General features: G+C 59.0%; 16 protein-coding genes and 1 riboswitch. Of the genes, 3 read left to right on the forward strand and 13 right to left on the reverse strand.

Annotation, left to right across the window (positions count from 1 at the left end; genetic code table 11):
* Nucleotides 1-693: 693 nt before the first annotated feature.
* The 3 genes from ACYASS_RS08415 to ACYASS_RS08425 all read left to right on the forward strand — a co-directional run bounded on the left by ACYASS_RS08415 (nt 694) and on the right by ACYASS_RS08425 (nt 3,075).
* The gene (locus tag ACYASS_RS08415; RefSeq protein ID WP_122665857.1) at nt 694-918 is read left to right on the forward strand and encodes a hypothetical protein; all 225 of its coding nucleotides are present in this window, start codon (nt 694-696) and stop codon (nt 916-918) included.
* 260 nt (nt 919-1,178) lie between these two features.
* Entirely contained in the window at nt 1,179-1,658 is a 480-nt protein-coding gene (locus tag ACYASS_RS08420) for a hypothetical protein (protein WP_463585787.1), read from the forward strand.
* A 151-nt stretch (nt 1,659-1,809) separates the two neighbouring features.
* The gene (locus tag ACYASS_RS08425) at nt 1,810-3,075 is read left to right on the forward strand and encodes an OmpP1/FadL family transporter (RefSeq protein ID WP_463585788.1); all 1,266 of its coding nucleotides are present in this window, start codon (nt 1,810-1,812) and stop codon (nt 3,073-3,075) included.
* Nucleotides 3,076-3,169: 94 nt separating this feature from the next.
* Here ACYASS_RS08425 and ACYASS_RS08430 read toward each other — a convergent pair whose 3' ends face one another.
* The 13 genes from ACYASS_RS08430 to cobO form a co-directional block, all read right to left on the reverse strand.
* On the reverse strand, nt 3,170-3,721 hold the full coding sequence (locus tag ACYASS_RS08430) for a glutathione peroxidase (protein ID WP_463585789.1): 552 nt from the start codon (nt 3,719-3,721) through the stop codon (nt 3,170-3,172).
* A 78-nt stretch (nt 3,722-3,799) separates the two neighbouring features.
* The gene (locus tag ACYASS_RS08435) at nt 3,800-3,922 is read right to left on the reverse strand and encodes a hypothetical protein (protein WP_279290951.1); all 123 of its coding nucleotides are present in this window, start codon (nt 3,920-3,922) and stop codon (nt 3,800-3,802) included.
* The gene (locus ACYASS_RS08440; RefSeq protein ID WP_243245333.1) at nt 3,919-5,121 is read right to left on the reverse strand and encodes an MFS transporter; all 1,203 of its coding nucleotides are present in this window, start codon (nt 5,119-5,121) and stop codon (nt 3,919-3,921) included. Before ACYASS_RS08440 ends, ACYASS_RS08435 begins: the two co-directional genes overlap by 4 nt.
* A gap of 172 nt (nt 5,122-5,293) precedes the next feature.
* Entirely contained in the window at nt 5,294-6,025 is a 732-nt protein-coding gene (locus ACYASS_RS08445) for an adenosylcobinamide-GDP ribazoletransferase (RefSeq protein WP_463585790.1), read from the reverse strand.
* A gap of 1 nt (nt 6,026) precedes the next feature.
* Nucleotides 6,027-6,653, reverse strand: coding sequence for an alpha-ribazole phosphatase family protein (gene cobC, locus ACYASS_RS08450; protein ID WP_463585791.1), 627 nt, complete (start codon nt 6,651-6,653; stop codon nt 6,027-6,029).
* On the reverse strand, nt 6,650-7,702 hold the full coding sequence (gene cobT / locus ACYASS_RS08455; RefSeq protein ID WP_463585792.1) for a nicotinate-nucleotide--dimethylbenzimidazole phosphoribosyltransferase: 1,053 nt from the start codon (nt 7,700-7,702) through the stop codon (nt 6,650-6,652). The genes cobC and cobT overlap by 4 nt, the downstream gene beginning before the upstream one ends.
* Nucleotides 7,699-8,220: a bifunctional adenosylcobinamide kinase/adenosylcobinamide-phosphate guanylyltransferase gene (gene cobU / locus ACYASS_RS08460; RefSeq protein ID WP_463585793.1), complete on the reverse strand. Its 522-nt coding sequence runs from the start codon at nt 8,218-8,220 to the stop codon at nt 7,699-7,701. Before cobU ends, cobT begins: the two co-directional genes overlap by 4 nt.
* Before the next feature lie 154 nt (nt 8,221-8,374).
* Nucleotides 8,375-9,865, reverse strand: a complete 1,491-nt coding sequence (locus tag ACYASS_RS08465; protein WP_463585794.1) for a cobyric acid synthase — start codon at nt 9,863-9,865, stop codon at nt 8,375-8,377.
* Nucleotides 9,862-10,881, reverse strand: coding sequence for a threonine-phosphate decarboxylase CobD (cobD, locus tag ACYASS_RS08470; protein ID WP_463585795.1), 1,020 nt, complete (start codon nt 10,879-10,881; stop codon nt 9,862-9,864). Before cobD ends, ACYASS_RS08465 begins: the two co-directional genes overlap by 4 nt.
* Complete coding sequence (gene cbiB, locus ACYASS_RS08475) at nt 10,874-11,782, reverse strand: adenosylcobinamide-phosphate synthase CbiB (protein ID WP_463585796.1); 909 nt, start codon at nt 11,780-11,782, stop codon at nt 10,874-10,876. The genes cobD and cbiB overlap by 8 nt, the downstream gene beginning before the upstream one ends.
* Entirely contained in the window at nt 11,779-12,429 is a 651-nt protein-coding gene (gene bluB, locus ACYASS_RS08480) for a 5,6-dimethylbenzimidazole synthase (RefSeq protein WP_463585797.1), read from the reverse strand. The genes cbiB and bluB overlap by 4 nt, the downstream gene beginning before the upstream one ends.
* Nucleotides 12,426-13,721, reverse strand: coding sequence for a cobyrinate a,c-diamide synthase (locus ACYASS_RS08485; protein ID WP_463585798.1), 1,296 nt, complete (start codon nt 13,719-13,721; stop codon nt 12,426-12,428). The genes bluB and ACYASS_RS08485 overlap by 4 nt, the downstream gene beginning before the upstream one ends.
* Nucleotides 13,722-13,731: 10 nt before the next feature.
* Nucleotides 13,732-14,343 (reverse strand): cob(I)yrinic acid a,c-diamide adenosyltransferase, encoded by a 612-nt coding sequence (gene cobO, locus ACYASS_RS08490; protein ID WP_122665871.1) that lies wholly within the window; start codon nt 14,341-14,343, stop codon nt 13,732-13,734.
* Between the two features lie 98 nt (nt 14,344-14,441).
* Nucleotides 14,442-14,670: riboswitch (cobalamin riboswitch) on the reverse strand.
* Nucleotides 14,671-14,746 lie beyond the last annotated feature (76 nt).

Genomic DNA, 14,746 nt, shown 5'->3' on the forward strand with positions numbered 1-14,746 from the left:
TGACTTAATAATTCACCACGGTAAATCAAGCCCTTAGGCGCGTATATGACAGTGATGTGGCAGCAAGTTGCGCCAATGTGCACAAGTCAGCATCGCACTTTGATCGGCTCTCAAAAATCTCGCTATGAAAAGCTTGCAATTGCAAGCCGATCTCAACCAGAGCTGCAGCAAAAAAGCATAAACGACGACGAACGGGCATCACTCCTTGTACATTTTTTCACCAATGGCCTTCCCATAAAGGAGCAACTCCGTTACCATCGTCGCCGTTAGTACCAAGCTGAAAGTCAATTTACGGTCGAAAAAGTCCCCCGGTAAGCACTCCTCTTAATACGAGGAACCTGCCGACAACAAGGGATCGACCACCTCGATGGTTTCCAGACATGGACTGCATGCCGACTACCCGCAGACGGGAGTGGCAGTGCAAATATCCATGGCCTGACAGAACCAGCCTGCAATTGATCAGGATCTGCACCCAGAGCGTCGAACCTTTGCTCTTGTTGTGTTGCCTGCCCTCCTAAGTACCTACCGGTCAGCCCAAGCGCCATACGATAAAGCGCGCTTCAACTGGCTGCTTTTGTTCCAGACAGGTTCTTCGCCCAGCCACATCCTGCAGATCAGGATCGCCCGCGTTTACTGGAACGTTTTATTTTTGCACGGCATTGTTCCGTGTCGTTTTAGGAAACACCAATAATCATGACTACTCATCACCAGACCCAACACGCAATCCATACACTGACTAACGCTTTTGCACCAATGAACTGCCTGATTATGGCCGCTCGCAAAGGCTGCTTCAGTTTCACCATCGTTAACGAACACGGCATTGCTCGCCACACCGAGCGCCTGTACCCCGATCAGTACTCCAGCGCAGAGCCGCTGCAGGCAGTGATCGAGCGTACGCGCCAGGCTTTGACCGCCTGAGCCACCTCGTTACGCTGGTATAAGGAGCCCCGCCCGATAACGGCGGGGCTTTTTTTCGCCCCGGGATTGACCTCGCAGCCTATCGCCAAGCGTTATATGGAAACCGACAACTGGCAGGAATTAATTTAAATACAGTCCTTTACAGGCGAAATATGACACTACACTTCAACTCAAGCGGCCGTGGTCGCTTCCGACGGGTCTGATCCTGAATGCCGCTGCCATACGTCCGGGCCCGCCGGTCACTTTTTCCCGAGGATGTCATGGGAATTGCCGCCAGAGATTTATCCCGCCACGTGATCCGGCCCACTCTGCTTTATCTGGACCGTCACAGCCCACGCGCCGAATCGTTCCTGCTCGCCGTTGCCGCCAGCCAGTCCGACCTGGGAGCCGCACTGGACAGCCGACGCGGACACGGCCTTTACAGTATTTCCGAATGCCGTCATCGGCAGCTCTGGGACAACTACCTGGCGCTCGATCCGGAATTGGCCAGCCGGGTTCGAGGACTTGCCAGTCAGCATGCATTCCTGACCGGACCGCATCTGGAGCTGACCGTCAACCTGCGCTACTCAACCGCTATCGCCTGGTTGATGGTCGAAGCCCACGGACTTTGTCTGCCTGCTGATGAAGATCCCCGCGTTATGGCCAAAATATGGCGCGAAATATTTCAACCCCAAGGCCGATTACGCGATTTCATGAGCGCCTGGCAAACCTGCGTAACGCCACTTTTGCACCCGGCGTGAATGACTTTCGCCTCAATCACGATAGATGCAGATCCCCACATTTTAATTGGATTGTCCTACAAAAAACGCTCTAGATCAGGCCATTCGGACTATGGCGCATTCTGAAAAATGTTGGTAATTTCCGCGCGGTGATCAACATGGAGTTCTAATAATGAAAAAAGTAATGCTCAAGACCACACTCGGCCTCACTGTCAGCCTGGCTGCCTCCCAACTCTTCGCTGCTGGCTTTGCCATCAACGAACAAAGCATCAGCGGAATGGGTACCGGTTTTGCGGGCCGCTCCTCATCTGCCGATGATGCAAGCACTGTATTCGGCAACCCAGCCGGTATGTCCCGTCTCAAGCGCGAACAAGTCAGCGTTGGCGCCGCGGCAATCATTGCAAAAACCAAAATTGATGACGCCAGCAGCTCTTTTGGCGGTAGCAATGATGGCGATATGGTACCGGTCGTCGGAGTTCCGATGGGGTATTACGTCAAGCCGATTGATGATCATTGGGCATTCGGCGTCGGGGTTTACGTTCCGTTTGGTCTGGTCACTGATTACGAAAATGGGTTTGCCGGTCGCTACTTCGCCGACAAGAGCCACGTCCAGGTTGTCACCTTCCAGCCTACTGTCAGCTATGCCTTCAACGACAAGGTTTCCATCGGTTTCGGTCCGACCATCAACCGCATTGATGGTGAGCTGACGGCTTCTACGATCAACCCGTTCAGCCGTGGCACCAACGACGGCAGCGTCAAGATCAAAGGCGATGACACCGCTCTGGGTTTCAACGTCGGTATCCTGGTGCAAGCCACTGACAGCACTCGCCTTGGCGCAACCTACCACTCCAAGGTCAAATACAAGCTGGAAGGCAAAACCAAAGTCGAAGGCCAGGCTCTGGGCCAATTGAGCGGCCAGAAATACGATGCTTCGCTAGACCTGACGACGCCTGAATCCGTGGACTTCTCGGTGACTCACGAGCTGGACGCAAACTGGACTCTTTACGCAGGCAGTACGTTTACTCGCTGGAGCCGCCTGGAAGACATCACCGTCGAAAATAGCGGCGTTCCTGGCCCTATCTCCGCCAACTTCAGCACTATCACCGAACCACAGAACTGGCATGATACCTGGGCTCACGCCATTGGCGCATCCTACAAGGTCAACAAAGAGTGGACCTTGCGCACCGGTTTCTCGGTGGATCAATCGCCAACCAACAACACCAACCGTTCGCCTCGTATCCCTACGGGTGACCGCAAGGCAATCAGCTTTGGTGCTGGCTGGAGTCCTAACGACAACCTGACCATCGACGTGGCGTATTCGTACCTGCGCGAGGATGAGGCCAAGATTCGCGACACCAACCCGTCCAAAGGCACTTATAACGCTAATTACCGCAACACCGCCCATGGCCTGGGTAGCTCGATCACCTATCGCTTCTGAGTCATCGACAGCAGCGGGCTAATCCAGCCGTCTTGCAGTCAATAAAAAGCCCCGCAATCAGCAATGGTTGCGGGGCTTTTTCATGCATCTGGTTTCACGGTTTCGAGGCAATGGCCTTTTCAACCGCCGCGATCACCTCCGGATCATCCGGTGTGGTCATGCTGGAGAAACTGGCGACCACGTTGCCTTTTCGGTCCACCACGTACTTGTAGAAGTTCCAGCGCGGCGCATTGCTCTGCTCGGCCAGCACTTTGAACAGGTGGGTAGCGTCGTCGCCCCTGACGGGCTGCGGCTCAGTCATGGTAAAGGTCACGCCGTAGTTGACGTAGCAGACCTTGGCCGTTTCCTCACCGTCTTTGGATTCTTGTTTGAAGTCATTGGACGGTACGCCCAACACTTCCAGGCCTTGCCCCTTGAAGCGCTGGTTCAACGCCTCCAGGCTTTTGAACTGAGGGGCGAAGCCACAGAAGCTGGCAGTATTGACCACCAGCATCGGCTTGCCTGCAAAGCGTTCGCACAGGTTGATATTTTCCTTGGCGCGCAACTTGGGCAATTCACCCTGCAACAGGGGCGGGCAATCGGCGGCCATGGCAGTGCCGCCTAACGCGAACATGAGAACCGGCAAAGCAATCCAGCGAATGTGCATAGGGCATCCCGAGCGCCTTTGCGGCGCAGTCATCCATTATTGTCTGCAGGACAAACTAACCCGCGCCCGGAGAAATGCCTAGAGGCACGCGCCCATGCCTAACTGCAAGGCAGCCAGCCCGACGTTTTGCCACGCCCACCAGATCAACGCCAGCGTCAACACGCCCACCAGCCCCGCGCCCCAGAGCCACATCCGGCTCATGCCGCACGAGCCTGCAACCGGGCAACCGGCCGCTCACGCACAGGCCAGTTCAATGCAGCCGCCAGCAGACTCAGCAGTATCGACACTTGCCAGATCAAATCGTAGTTCCCCATTCGGTCATACACGACACCGCCCAGCCAACCGCCAAGGAAGGCGCCCAATTGATGGAACAGGAACACAATACCACCGAGCATCGACAGGTTACGCACGCCAAACAACGTCGCGACGGTGCCATTGGTCAGCGGGACAGTGGACAGCCACAGCAGGCCCATCGCGACACCGAACAGGTAGGCTGAGGTCTCACTCAGCGGCAGTGTGATGAACAACACAATCACCACCGCACGGAGCAAATACAGCACGGTCAGCAGGCGTGGCTTGGACATACGTCCGCCCAGCCAACCCGCGGTATAGGTTCCGAAAATGTTGAACAGGCCGATCAGTGCCAGCACCGTCGTGCCGACCTTGGCGGGCAAATGCTGATCCACCAGATACGCAGGCAAATGCACACCGATGAACACCACCTGAAACCCACAGACGAAAAAACCCAAGGCCAGTAGCCAGAAGCCTGAGTGCGAGCAGGCTTCGTGCAACGCTTCGCGCAGAGTCTGTTCGCCGCCAACCAGTGGCGCCGGGCTGTCTCTGAGCATCATCACCAGCGGCAGAATCAGCGCCACTAGTACGCCGAGCACCAGCAGTGCACTCGACCAGCCCAGCCAACCTATTAATCCGAGGGTACCGGGCAGCATGGCGAACTGACCGAATGAGCCAGCAGCGCTGGCGATCCCCATGCCCATGCTGCGCTTCTCAGCAGGCAACGCTCGGCCGACCACGCCCAGAATCACCGAAAATGAAGTACCGGACAGGCCAATGCCGATCAACAGGCCGGCACTCAGCGAGAGGCTTAAAGGCGTGTCAGCCGTGCTCATCAAAAGCAGACCTGCCGCATAAAGAATGCCGCCGATAAACACCACTTTGGCCGCTCCAAAACGGTCGGCCAATGCCCCGGCGAACGGCTGAGCCAGCCCCCACATCAGGTTCTGGAAGGCGATCGCGAACGCGAAGACCTCGCGCCCCCATCCGAAGTCGGCACTCATCGGTGCGAGGAATAAACCAAAACCATGTCGCGTACCCAGTGACAGCGCCAGAATCAAGGCACTGCCCAAAAGGATCCAGCCACTGGTACGCCAGACGGATGTCATTTTTATTCTCCAGCTCACGCATGCGGAAAAATTACGTGGATATACCCGTAACAGAATGTGTAAAAGCTACGCGGTGGTGGATGGGGGTGTCAATCTGATCGAATCGACATTGCGACCTGTAGGAGAGGTTTTAATCGGGAAATTGCAGTTTGTCAGATGGGAGTTTGGTCTGTCAGGCCAGAACCACTGCCAGCAACACCGCGACTTCCAGCAACTCCAGCAGTGCACCTGCCGTATCCCCGGTAGTGCCACCCAGGCGCTTGAACATGAGGTGTCGCAGCCAGAAGAAACAGGCAGCCGCTGCCGCCAAAGCATACAAACCCGATAAACCGGCAACCAGCACGCAGCCTATTGCGCAGACCAACAGCACCTGTTTACCCGCCGAACGTGGCAAATGGTCAGCCAGCGCCTGTCCCAACCCGCCAGCTCTGACGTAAGGCGTGCAAACAAACAGACCGAGCATGGCACTTCGACCGATAACAGGAGCCAGCAGCAGCGCTATGGAGTTCTCGCTTTCGATCAGCGCCAGCAGTGCGGTGAATTTGAGCAGCAGCACCAGAATCAGCGTGACCACAGCAATGGGTCCGCTGCGAGGGTCTTTCATGATACTCAGGGTGCGTTCGCGATCTCCGAAACCACCCAGCCAGGCATCGGCGCTGTCCGCCAGGCCATCCAGATGCAGTCCGCCACTGAGCAATACCCACACAGTCAACAGTATTGCCGCATGCAGCATAACGGGGGCACCGTCGAGCAGTGCATTCAGCCCCATCAGGATCGTACCGAACAAAACGCCAACCAATGGATAAAACAGCAGCGAACGCCCCAGCTCCTGAGGCTTGGGCATGCCAGGCAAACTGACGGGCAAACTGCTGAGGAACTGCAGGGCAATCCAGAACGGCAACATGTCAGGTTTCCTCGGTCTCATACCCACAACTTGGCCCCCTATCCTGTAGGAGCTCACCGGTCGTGTTCAATACGCAGCCGCTGGCAACAGTAATCGCCAGCAGCGCGCCGTGCCCAACCGTCACTTGCAGCAACTGCTCGCGAGGCAGGCCGCGAGCCTTTGCCAGCAACAGGCGCATCACTCCGCCATGGCTGATCAACAACACACGTTCGCCCGCATAGGCTTGATGCAGTTTTTCGACAGCAGCCAACACCCGTGACGAAAACTCGATTACCGGCTCGCCGTTGGGTGGCGTGAAGCCGTACGGATCGTTCCAGAACAGGCCTAGACCCTCGGCATCGGTTTCCATCAGCTGCGCAGCGCTACGCCCTTCCCAATCGCCGAAATGCAACTCCTGCAAACCCGGCTCGAAGCTCAGCGGCAACGCCAGACGTTCAGCCAGCTCTTCGGCAAACCGGGCACAACGTTGCAGCGGCGAACTGATGATTCGGTCCCATGGACCGCACTCAGCCACCGCAGCGCGCATCTGTGTCCAACCGGTGTCAGTCAATGCATCGTCCAGACTGCCACGCATACCCCCGCCCAGCTCTGTCTCGCCGTGACGCAGCATGTCCAGATGCAAGATCATGCAGGACGATCCGCTACAGCCGCTTCAGCGAAAGTCGCCATGCCGTTGTGCAACTGACAGGCCAGGCGCACCAGCGGCACCGCCAGTGCTGCGCCGCTGCCTTCGCCAAGCCGCAGGCCCAGATCCAGAAGCGGCTCGGCCTGCAAGGTTTCCAGCAAATAACGATGGCCCGGTTCAGCACCACGATGGCCGAACAACAGCCAGTCACGACACGAAGAGTTCAAGCGTACTGCCACCAGCGCCGCGACACTGCAGATAAAGCCGTCGACCAGCACGGCAATACCTTCCTGGGCGCAAGCCAGATACGCGCCCACCAGCGCGGCAATCTCGAAACCACCCAGGCAGAACAGGCTTTGCAACGGATCCCCGGTGTGCTCGGCATGCAATGCCAATGCACGCTCGATGACCTCGGTCTTGTGGCTGATGCCCGCAGCATTCAACCCCGTACCCGGGCCGACCAACAGCTGCGCCGCACAGTCGAGTAGCGAACAGGCCACCGCACTGGCCGCAGCGGTATTGCCGATCCCCATCTCGCCACCGACGAACAGTTCAATGCCCACCGCCTTGGCGCGCAGCACGCTGTCGCGCCCGGCCTGCAACGCCAGCAGGCCTTGCTCATGGCTCATGGCCGGTCCTTTGGCGAAGTTCGCCGTACCGGCACCGATCCGTAAATGACGCACACCCGGCAGATCCAGAGGGGTCACCGTGCCCAGGTCCACTACGTCCAGTTGCGCCGACAACTGCTGCGCCAATACGCTGATCGCCGCTCCGCCGGTGACGAAGTTGTGCAGCATTTGCCCGGTCACTTCCTGCGGATATGCCGAAACACCCTCCGCAACTACGCCGTGATCTCCAGCAAAAATCGCGATCCACACGGCATCAACCTTGGGTTTTACCCGCCCCTGCAACCCGGCCAGTTGCACTGCAACACGTTCCAGTTGCCCGAGGGAACCGGTGGGTTTGGTCAATTGTTGTTGCCGCGCCAGGGCTTCTTCCCTCGCCGAAATGTCAATCGTCCGGGCAGGTTCAAGCCACCAGGTGTTACTCATAATGCGGATCCTTTCAGTGTCAGAGGCAAGCCAGCCACGGTCAGCACAACGCGCTGGCACCGTTCGGCCAGAGCCTGGTGCAGTAAACCGGCTTCATCGACATAGCGACGGGTCAGCTCACCGAGGGGCACCACGCCCAGCCCGGTTTCGTTGCTGACAAAAATAATTTCGCCCGGCAATTGCGCGAGGCAGTCGAGCAGCGCCTGGCGCTCTTGCGCCAGACGCTCAGGGTTTTCAAGCATCAGCAGATTGGTCAACCATAAGGTCAGGCAATCCACCAGCAAACAGTGGTCGGCACTGGCGTTATCCCGCAGGACCCGCGCCAGCTCGAGAGGCTCTTCAATCAGGCCCCATGTGTCGGGGCGTCGCTCGCGATGCAGTGCGACACGCTGATTCAATTCGCCGTCCACGGGCTGGCTGGTGGCGACGTAAATCACTTCCAGCCCCGAGTCACTGGCGAGACCTTCAGCCAGTCGACTCTTGCCGGAGCGTGCGCCACCGAGGATTAGTTGCTGCATGTGTGGGCGTCTCTCTTAAGAAAAAATGCATCCATCTAACTTGGAATGCATTTTCTGTAGGAGTGAGCTTGCTCGCGATAGCGTCAGGTCAGGCGATAATTTATCGAAAGAAAAAATCGAATCGCGAGCAAGCTCACTCCTACAGAAATGCATTTCAATTCAGTGAGCCGGAGTTTTGTTTGACCTGGCTCACATCCAACCCACACAACTCGCGCAGCAGCTTGCCATCCAGATGGTTCTCAACCAGATCCGCCAGGCGCTCGATGTCGCGTTCGCGCAAGGCGTGGTAATCCACTTGCTGCACGTCCTGCAAACCGGCCCAGCGCAACAGGGCACTGCACGCCTCGGGCGTCTCGAACAGCCCGTGCAGGTAAGTGCCGAAAATCTGCCCATCAGCACTTTGCGCACCGTCGCAACGGTCATCGTCCAGTTGCACCGCCGGGCGCTCCAGCGCTGCGCCAGTGGTCACCCCTGCATGAATTTCATAGCCGCTGATCTGCACGCCTTCCAGCAACAGACGGCCTTTCACGTTCCGTAGCTGTTTCTCTTCTTCGAGCACCGTGCTCATCGCCAGCAACCCAAGACCTGTGCTGGAACCCGGCGCGCCCTCAAGGCCCAAAGGATCATGCAACTGCTCGCCGAGCATCTGCAAACCACCGCAAATCCCCAGCAACTTGCCGCCATAGCGCAGGTGCCTGGCAATGGCGGTATCCCAGCCGTTGGCACGCAGGTAAGCCATATCGCTGCGCACGCTTTTCGAGCCGGGCAGGATGATCAGGTCGGCCGAAGGGATGGTTTGCCCCGGCCCGATGAATTGCAGGTTGACCTGCGGGTGCAGGCGCAGTGGGTCGAAATCGGTGTGGTTACTGATGCGCGGCAGAATCGGCACCACCACGTTGAGCACTTGCTCGACCTTGTCGGTCTGGCGCTGATCAAGACCGTCTTCGGCCTCCAGATGCAGGTCCATCACGTAAGGCAGCACGCCGACCACCGGTTTGCCCGTGCGCGCTTCGAGCCAGTCCAGCCCCGGTTGCAGTAAAGCAATGTCACCGCGAAAGCGGTTGATGATGAAACCCTTGACCCTCGCCTGTTCGCTGGGCGAGAGCAACTCCAGTGTGCCAACCAGATGAGCAAAAACCCCGCCACGATTGATATCGGCGATCAGCAGCACCGGGCAATCCACCGCTTCGGCAAAGCCCATGTTGGCAATGTCATTGGCGCGCAGATTGATTTCGGCGGGTGAGCCTGCGCCTTCGACCATGATCACCGGGTAGGTACGGCCCAGACGCTCATGTGACTCCAGCACCGCTTTCATGGCGATCTCTTTATAGCCGTGATACGCCACCGCATTCATGGTCGTCACCGCGCGGCCGTGAATAATCACCTGCGCGCCGGTATCGCTGTTGGGCTTGAGCAGCACCGGGTTCATGTCGGTGTGGGGTTCAAGGAAGCACGCCTGAGCCTGCACCGCCTGAGCGCGCCCGATTTCACCACCATCGGCGGTGACCGCGCTGTTGAGCGCCATGTTCTGTGGTTTGAACGGCACAACGGCAACACCCTGACGGGTCAACCAGCGGCACAGTGCCGTTACCAGCGTGCTTTTACCCGCGTCGGACGTAGTGCCTTGCACCATCAAGGTCGTCATGGCTGCTCCTGGCTGGATAGGCTCTGATTGAATTCGCGTAGCGCTGTTTCCAGGCGCTGCCATTGGACGTCATCGTCAGGCAGACCAAAGCGCAGGCTGCCATTGAGCGGGTTATCACTGACAAACAGGCGCAGCAGAATGCCGCGCCGGGCGCAGAAATCATGCAACAACCCAGCGTTCGCAGTGATCGACCGTTGAAACAATGCACAGCCACCCGCTGGTTTCAGTCCATGGCGCGTGAGCAATTGCGCAAGCCGCTGGCTGGCCTGATCAGTTCGAAGGCGTTGTTCAGCGTGCCGTTGAACATCCTTGAGGCACGCCTGGCCGATAATCCGCGCGGGACCGCTGACAGTCCAGGGGCCAATGTCCTGAGCCAGGGACTTGAGCAAGCGTGGCTCAGCCAGCACAAACCCCAACCGCACACCGGCAAGGCCGAAGAACTTGCCGAATGAACGCAGGACAATCAAACCCTCCATCCCCGTATGAGCAGCAAGGCTCAGGTCCGGCGTGTTATCCATGAAGGCTTCGTCGACCACCAGCCAGCCGCCCCGCTGCGCCAGCCGCCCGTGCCACTTCAACAGACGCTCTGAAGTCAGCACCAGCCCCGTGGGGTTATTGGGGTTGACCACCACCAGCACATCAAGGCTGTCGAGAAAGTAGTCCACTTCATGCTCAAGTACTTCGCGCACCAGAAAGCCCGCGCTGCGCCAGGCATGGGCATGCTCGGCATAACAGGGCGACAGTACACCGACTTTGCCAGTGCTGCGCAGGCGCGGAAGGGCCTGAATGGCTGCCTGAGAACCCGACACCGGCAGCGCACGCGCGGCACCGTAATACGTGCAGGCGGCTTGTTCCAGACCGTCATCGGCTTCAGGCAGGCGGTTCCACGCCGTTACCGGGATAGCAGGAATTGGAAAGGCCCACGGCGCGATACCCGTGGAGAGGTCCAGCCAGTCGGCTTCGTCGATGCCGTACTCTCGTGCTGCCTTGCGCAGGCGACCGCCATGCTCAAGCATAAAACTCAGCCCCCACGCACAACACCAGCAACCATAACCACACACCGCGCTGCACCAGTTGCCAACCGCGATCAATGGAGTTTGCGTCAGCGGGCAGGCCTTCACCCAACTGCGGACGCTGATGCAATTCGCCGTGATAAATCGCGGCACCGCCCAGCTCGACACCCAGCGCACCGGCACCCGCGGCCATCACTGGCCCGGCGTTGGGGCTGTCCCATGTCGGGCCTTGTGTACGCCAGCAGCGCAAGGCCAGACGGGTCTTGCCCAGCAGCGCGTAAGTTAACGCCACCAGCCTTGCAGGAATGTAATTGAGCACGTCATCGATCTTTGCCGCCGCCCAGCCGAACCGTTCGAAACGTTCGTTGCGATACCCCCACATGGCGTCCAGCGTATTACTCAAGCGGTACAACACCACGCCCGGCACACCCGCGACGGCAAACCAGAACAAGGCAGCAAATACGGCGTCGCTGCCGTTCTCCAGCACCGACTCGGTGGCGGCACGGGCGACTTCAGTGGCGTCCAGCTCCGAGGTCTGGCGGCTGACCAGATAGCCGACGCGACGTCGCGCCTCCTCAAGGTCGTCCGAACGGAGCGCCTGAGCCACAGGCTCGACGTGTTCGCCCAGACTGCGTAAACCGAGGGCGCAATACAGCGCGAGAATTTCCACCAGCCAGCCAATATAGGGCAGCCAGCTCAACAGCGTCGCCAACAGGGTCAACGGGATGACGGCAATCACCCAGGCGGTTACACCATGGCTGCGCCAACCGCGCCCGGCAGAATTGAAGCGCTGTTCGATGCGATCAGCGAAACGCCCGAATGCAACCAGCGGATGGGAGCGTTTGGGCTCACCCAGCAACGCATCCAGCGCTACCCCGGCAACACTCAACAGCGCCACACTCATTGACCGACTCCCCATTGGTTCTCAAACAGCATTTCGTTCAACGGACGCTCTTTGCCCCAGCCTTCCATCACCAGCATCGGCACCGGGTAGAACTCGCTCACCGGCCCCAGGCACAGGATCGCCAACGGCTTGGCACCTGCGGGCATGCCGAGCAGATCCGCCAGAGCCTGTGGCTCGAACAACGATACCCAGCCCATACCCAGCCCTTCGGCGCGGGCAGCCAGCCACATGTTCTGAATGGCGCATGACAATGACGCCAGGTCCATTTCCGGCAACGTACGGCGACCAAAGATGTGCTTTTCGCGATCGTCCATGAGCGCCGCCACCAGCACTTCCGCACAGTCGTTGATGCCCTCGACCTTGAGTTTCATGAAGTCATCGGCACGCTCGCCCAGCGCCTCGGCGGTACGAACCCGCTCGCTCTCGACCTGAGCCTGAATGCTTGCACGCAACGCCCGGTCGGTGATGCGAATGAAGCGCCACGGCTGCATCAACCCCACACTGGGCGCCTGATGCGCTGCTTCGAGCAGGCGCGTCAGTAACTCCGGTGCCACGCTGCCCCCGCTGAAATGCCGCATGTCACGCCGCTCAGCGATGGCACGATAGACCGCAGCACGTTCTTCGGCGCTGTACGCTTGATCACTCATGGTTTGAAAAGCGCCGCAACCGCCTGGGGATTGGAAGGGAAATAGAAATGCACATAGGACGCCGTCATGCGCCCCTCACGATAGACCGCCTCCGCGCCGCGCCCGCCATTAGGGCTCAGGCCCCGTGCAATGGGTTGCAGCTCGGTGCTGGTCAAGGAATGGTGATAAGTGTGGCCGCGCAACTCACCCTCGGGCAATGCGACGTTTTGTAGCGCCAGCGCCGCCAGACGCTTCTGCATCACGGCCTCACCTGCGAGTAAACCGACCAGTTCAACGCGCAGCCCGTCAACATCGGTCAAGGCATCCAGCAGATACAACATGCCGCCGCATTCAGCCAGCAGCGGCTTGCCTGCTTGGTGGTGTTCGCGGATTGCAGTCAGCATGGGCGTGTTCTGGCTCAATGCAACGTGATGCAATTCGGGGTAACCACCCGGCAAATAGAGACTGTCCGCCTCGGGTAAAACGCTGTCGCGGATCGGCGAGAAGAACATCAGTTCTGCGCCCATCGCCCGCAGCAAGTCCAGGCTCGCGCCATAAGTGAAGGCAAAGGCTTCGTCGTGAGCCACGGCTATACGCACGCCTTCAAGCAAAGGCTGGGCCGGGATGATGTCCGGTGCAGCGAACGTCACGGCAGGCGGCAAGGCGACTTCGCAGGTACTGGCCAACGCCTGAGCAGCTGCGTCGAGGCGCAAATCCAGGTCGTTCAATTCACTGGCCTGCACCAGTCCGAGGTGACGGCTGGGCAGTTCAATTCCGGTTTCACGGGACAACGCGCCGTACCAGCGCAGGCCCTCCGTCAGGCTGCCTTCGAGCAACTGCGCATGACGCACAGTGCCGACGCGGTTAGCCAATACACCGGCGAACGGCAAATCAGGCTGATAGCGCGCCAGGCCCAAGGCCAGCGCACCAAAGGTCTGAGCCATGGCCGTACCGTCAATCACACCCAATACCGGCACGCCAAAGTGACGTGCCAGATCAGCGCTGGACGGTGTGCCGTCAAACAAGCCCATCACGCCTTCAATCAGGATCAGGTCAGCTTCGCCCGCGGCTTCCCACAACAGACGACGGCTTTCATCAGCACCGACCATCCACAAATCGAGCTGATACACCGGCGCACCGCTGGCTCGCTCGAGAATCATGGGATCAAGGAAATCCGGCCCGCACTTGAACACGCGAACCTTGCGGCCCTGATTGCGATGCAGGCGAGCCAACGCAGCGGTAACCGTGGTTTTACCCTGGCCCGAAGCAGGTGCGGCAATCAATACCGCTGGACAATGACGCGGCTCACTCATGAAAGTCTGCTCACAGCTCGATGCCTTTCTGAGCGCGAATACCCGCCTGGAAGGCGTGCTTGACCACGGTGATCTCGGAAACCGTGTCAGCCATGTCGATCATTTCCGGTTTGGCGCCGCGCCCGGTAACAATCACGTGCTGCATGGGTGGACGCGCCTGCAGATCGCTGAGTACCCGCTCGATGTCCAGGTAGCCGTGTTTGAGGGCAATGTTCAGTTCGTCCAGTACCACAAGGCCAATGGACGGATCGCGGAGCATTTCCAGAGACACTTCCCAGGCGGCTTCGGCAGCGGCGATATCACGCTGGCGATCCTGAGTTTCCCAAGTGTAGCCCTCGCCCATGACGTGATAGCGAACCTGCTCCGGGAAACGCCGAAAAAAGAATTCTTCGCCCGTGCTGTTGCTGCCTTTGATGAACTGCACCACGCCACATTGCATACCGTGGCCCATGGCTCGGGCGAGCATGCCGAACGCAGAGCTGCTCTTGCCTTTGCCGTTACCGGTGAGGACCAGCAGCAAACCGCATTCGTTAGGGGCGCTGGCAATACGTTCGTCCATGACGGCTTTCTTGCGCAGCATGCGCGCCAGATGGCGTTCGTCACGTTCAGGGGATTCGTTCATCTCAGCTCTCCGCTTGAGGGCACGCGAAAGCAGACGGAAGGCTTAGCAAAAACTGACAGCACGACCACAGGTCATGCGCAGAGCATCGCCCGCCGTGATGCTGTTGGATGGATCAGGCCGGTCTCCGGGCTCATGAGCGGGCGAACCCGATTGCGCGCCTTCCCATGCCGGAGCACAGTGGCAGATTGCACAACTTTCACTCATTTACCGTTGCGGGGGCAGCGCCGGAATAGGTCGCATGAAGGCGAATGCACCGGCTTCCCTGTTTCACTCGACCTGCCCGCAGAAACGCTGCTGACGTCGAGCACCTGAAACAAGCGCGCAGGTTAGAGCGTTGGGGTGGGAGCGTCAATCAACACAGGGGTTGAACCTCACCCGTCTACGCACCTCTACCACTTACTGC

It is taken from the genome of Pseudomonas sp. HP_14, assembly GCF_055283875.1.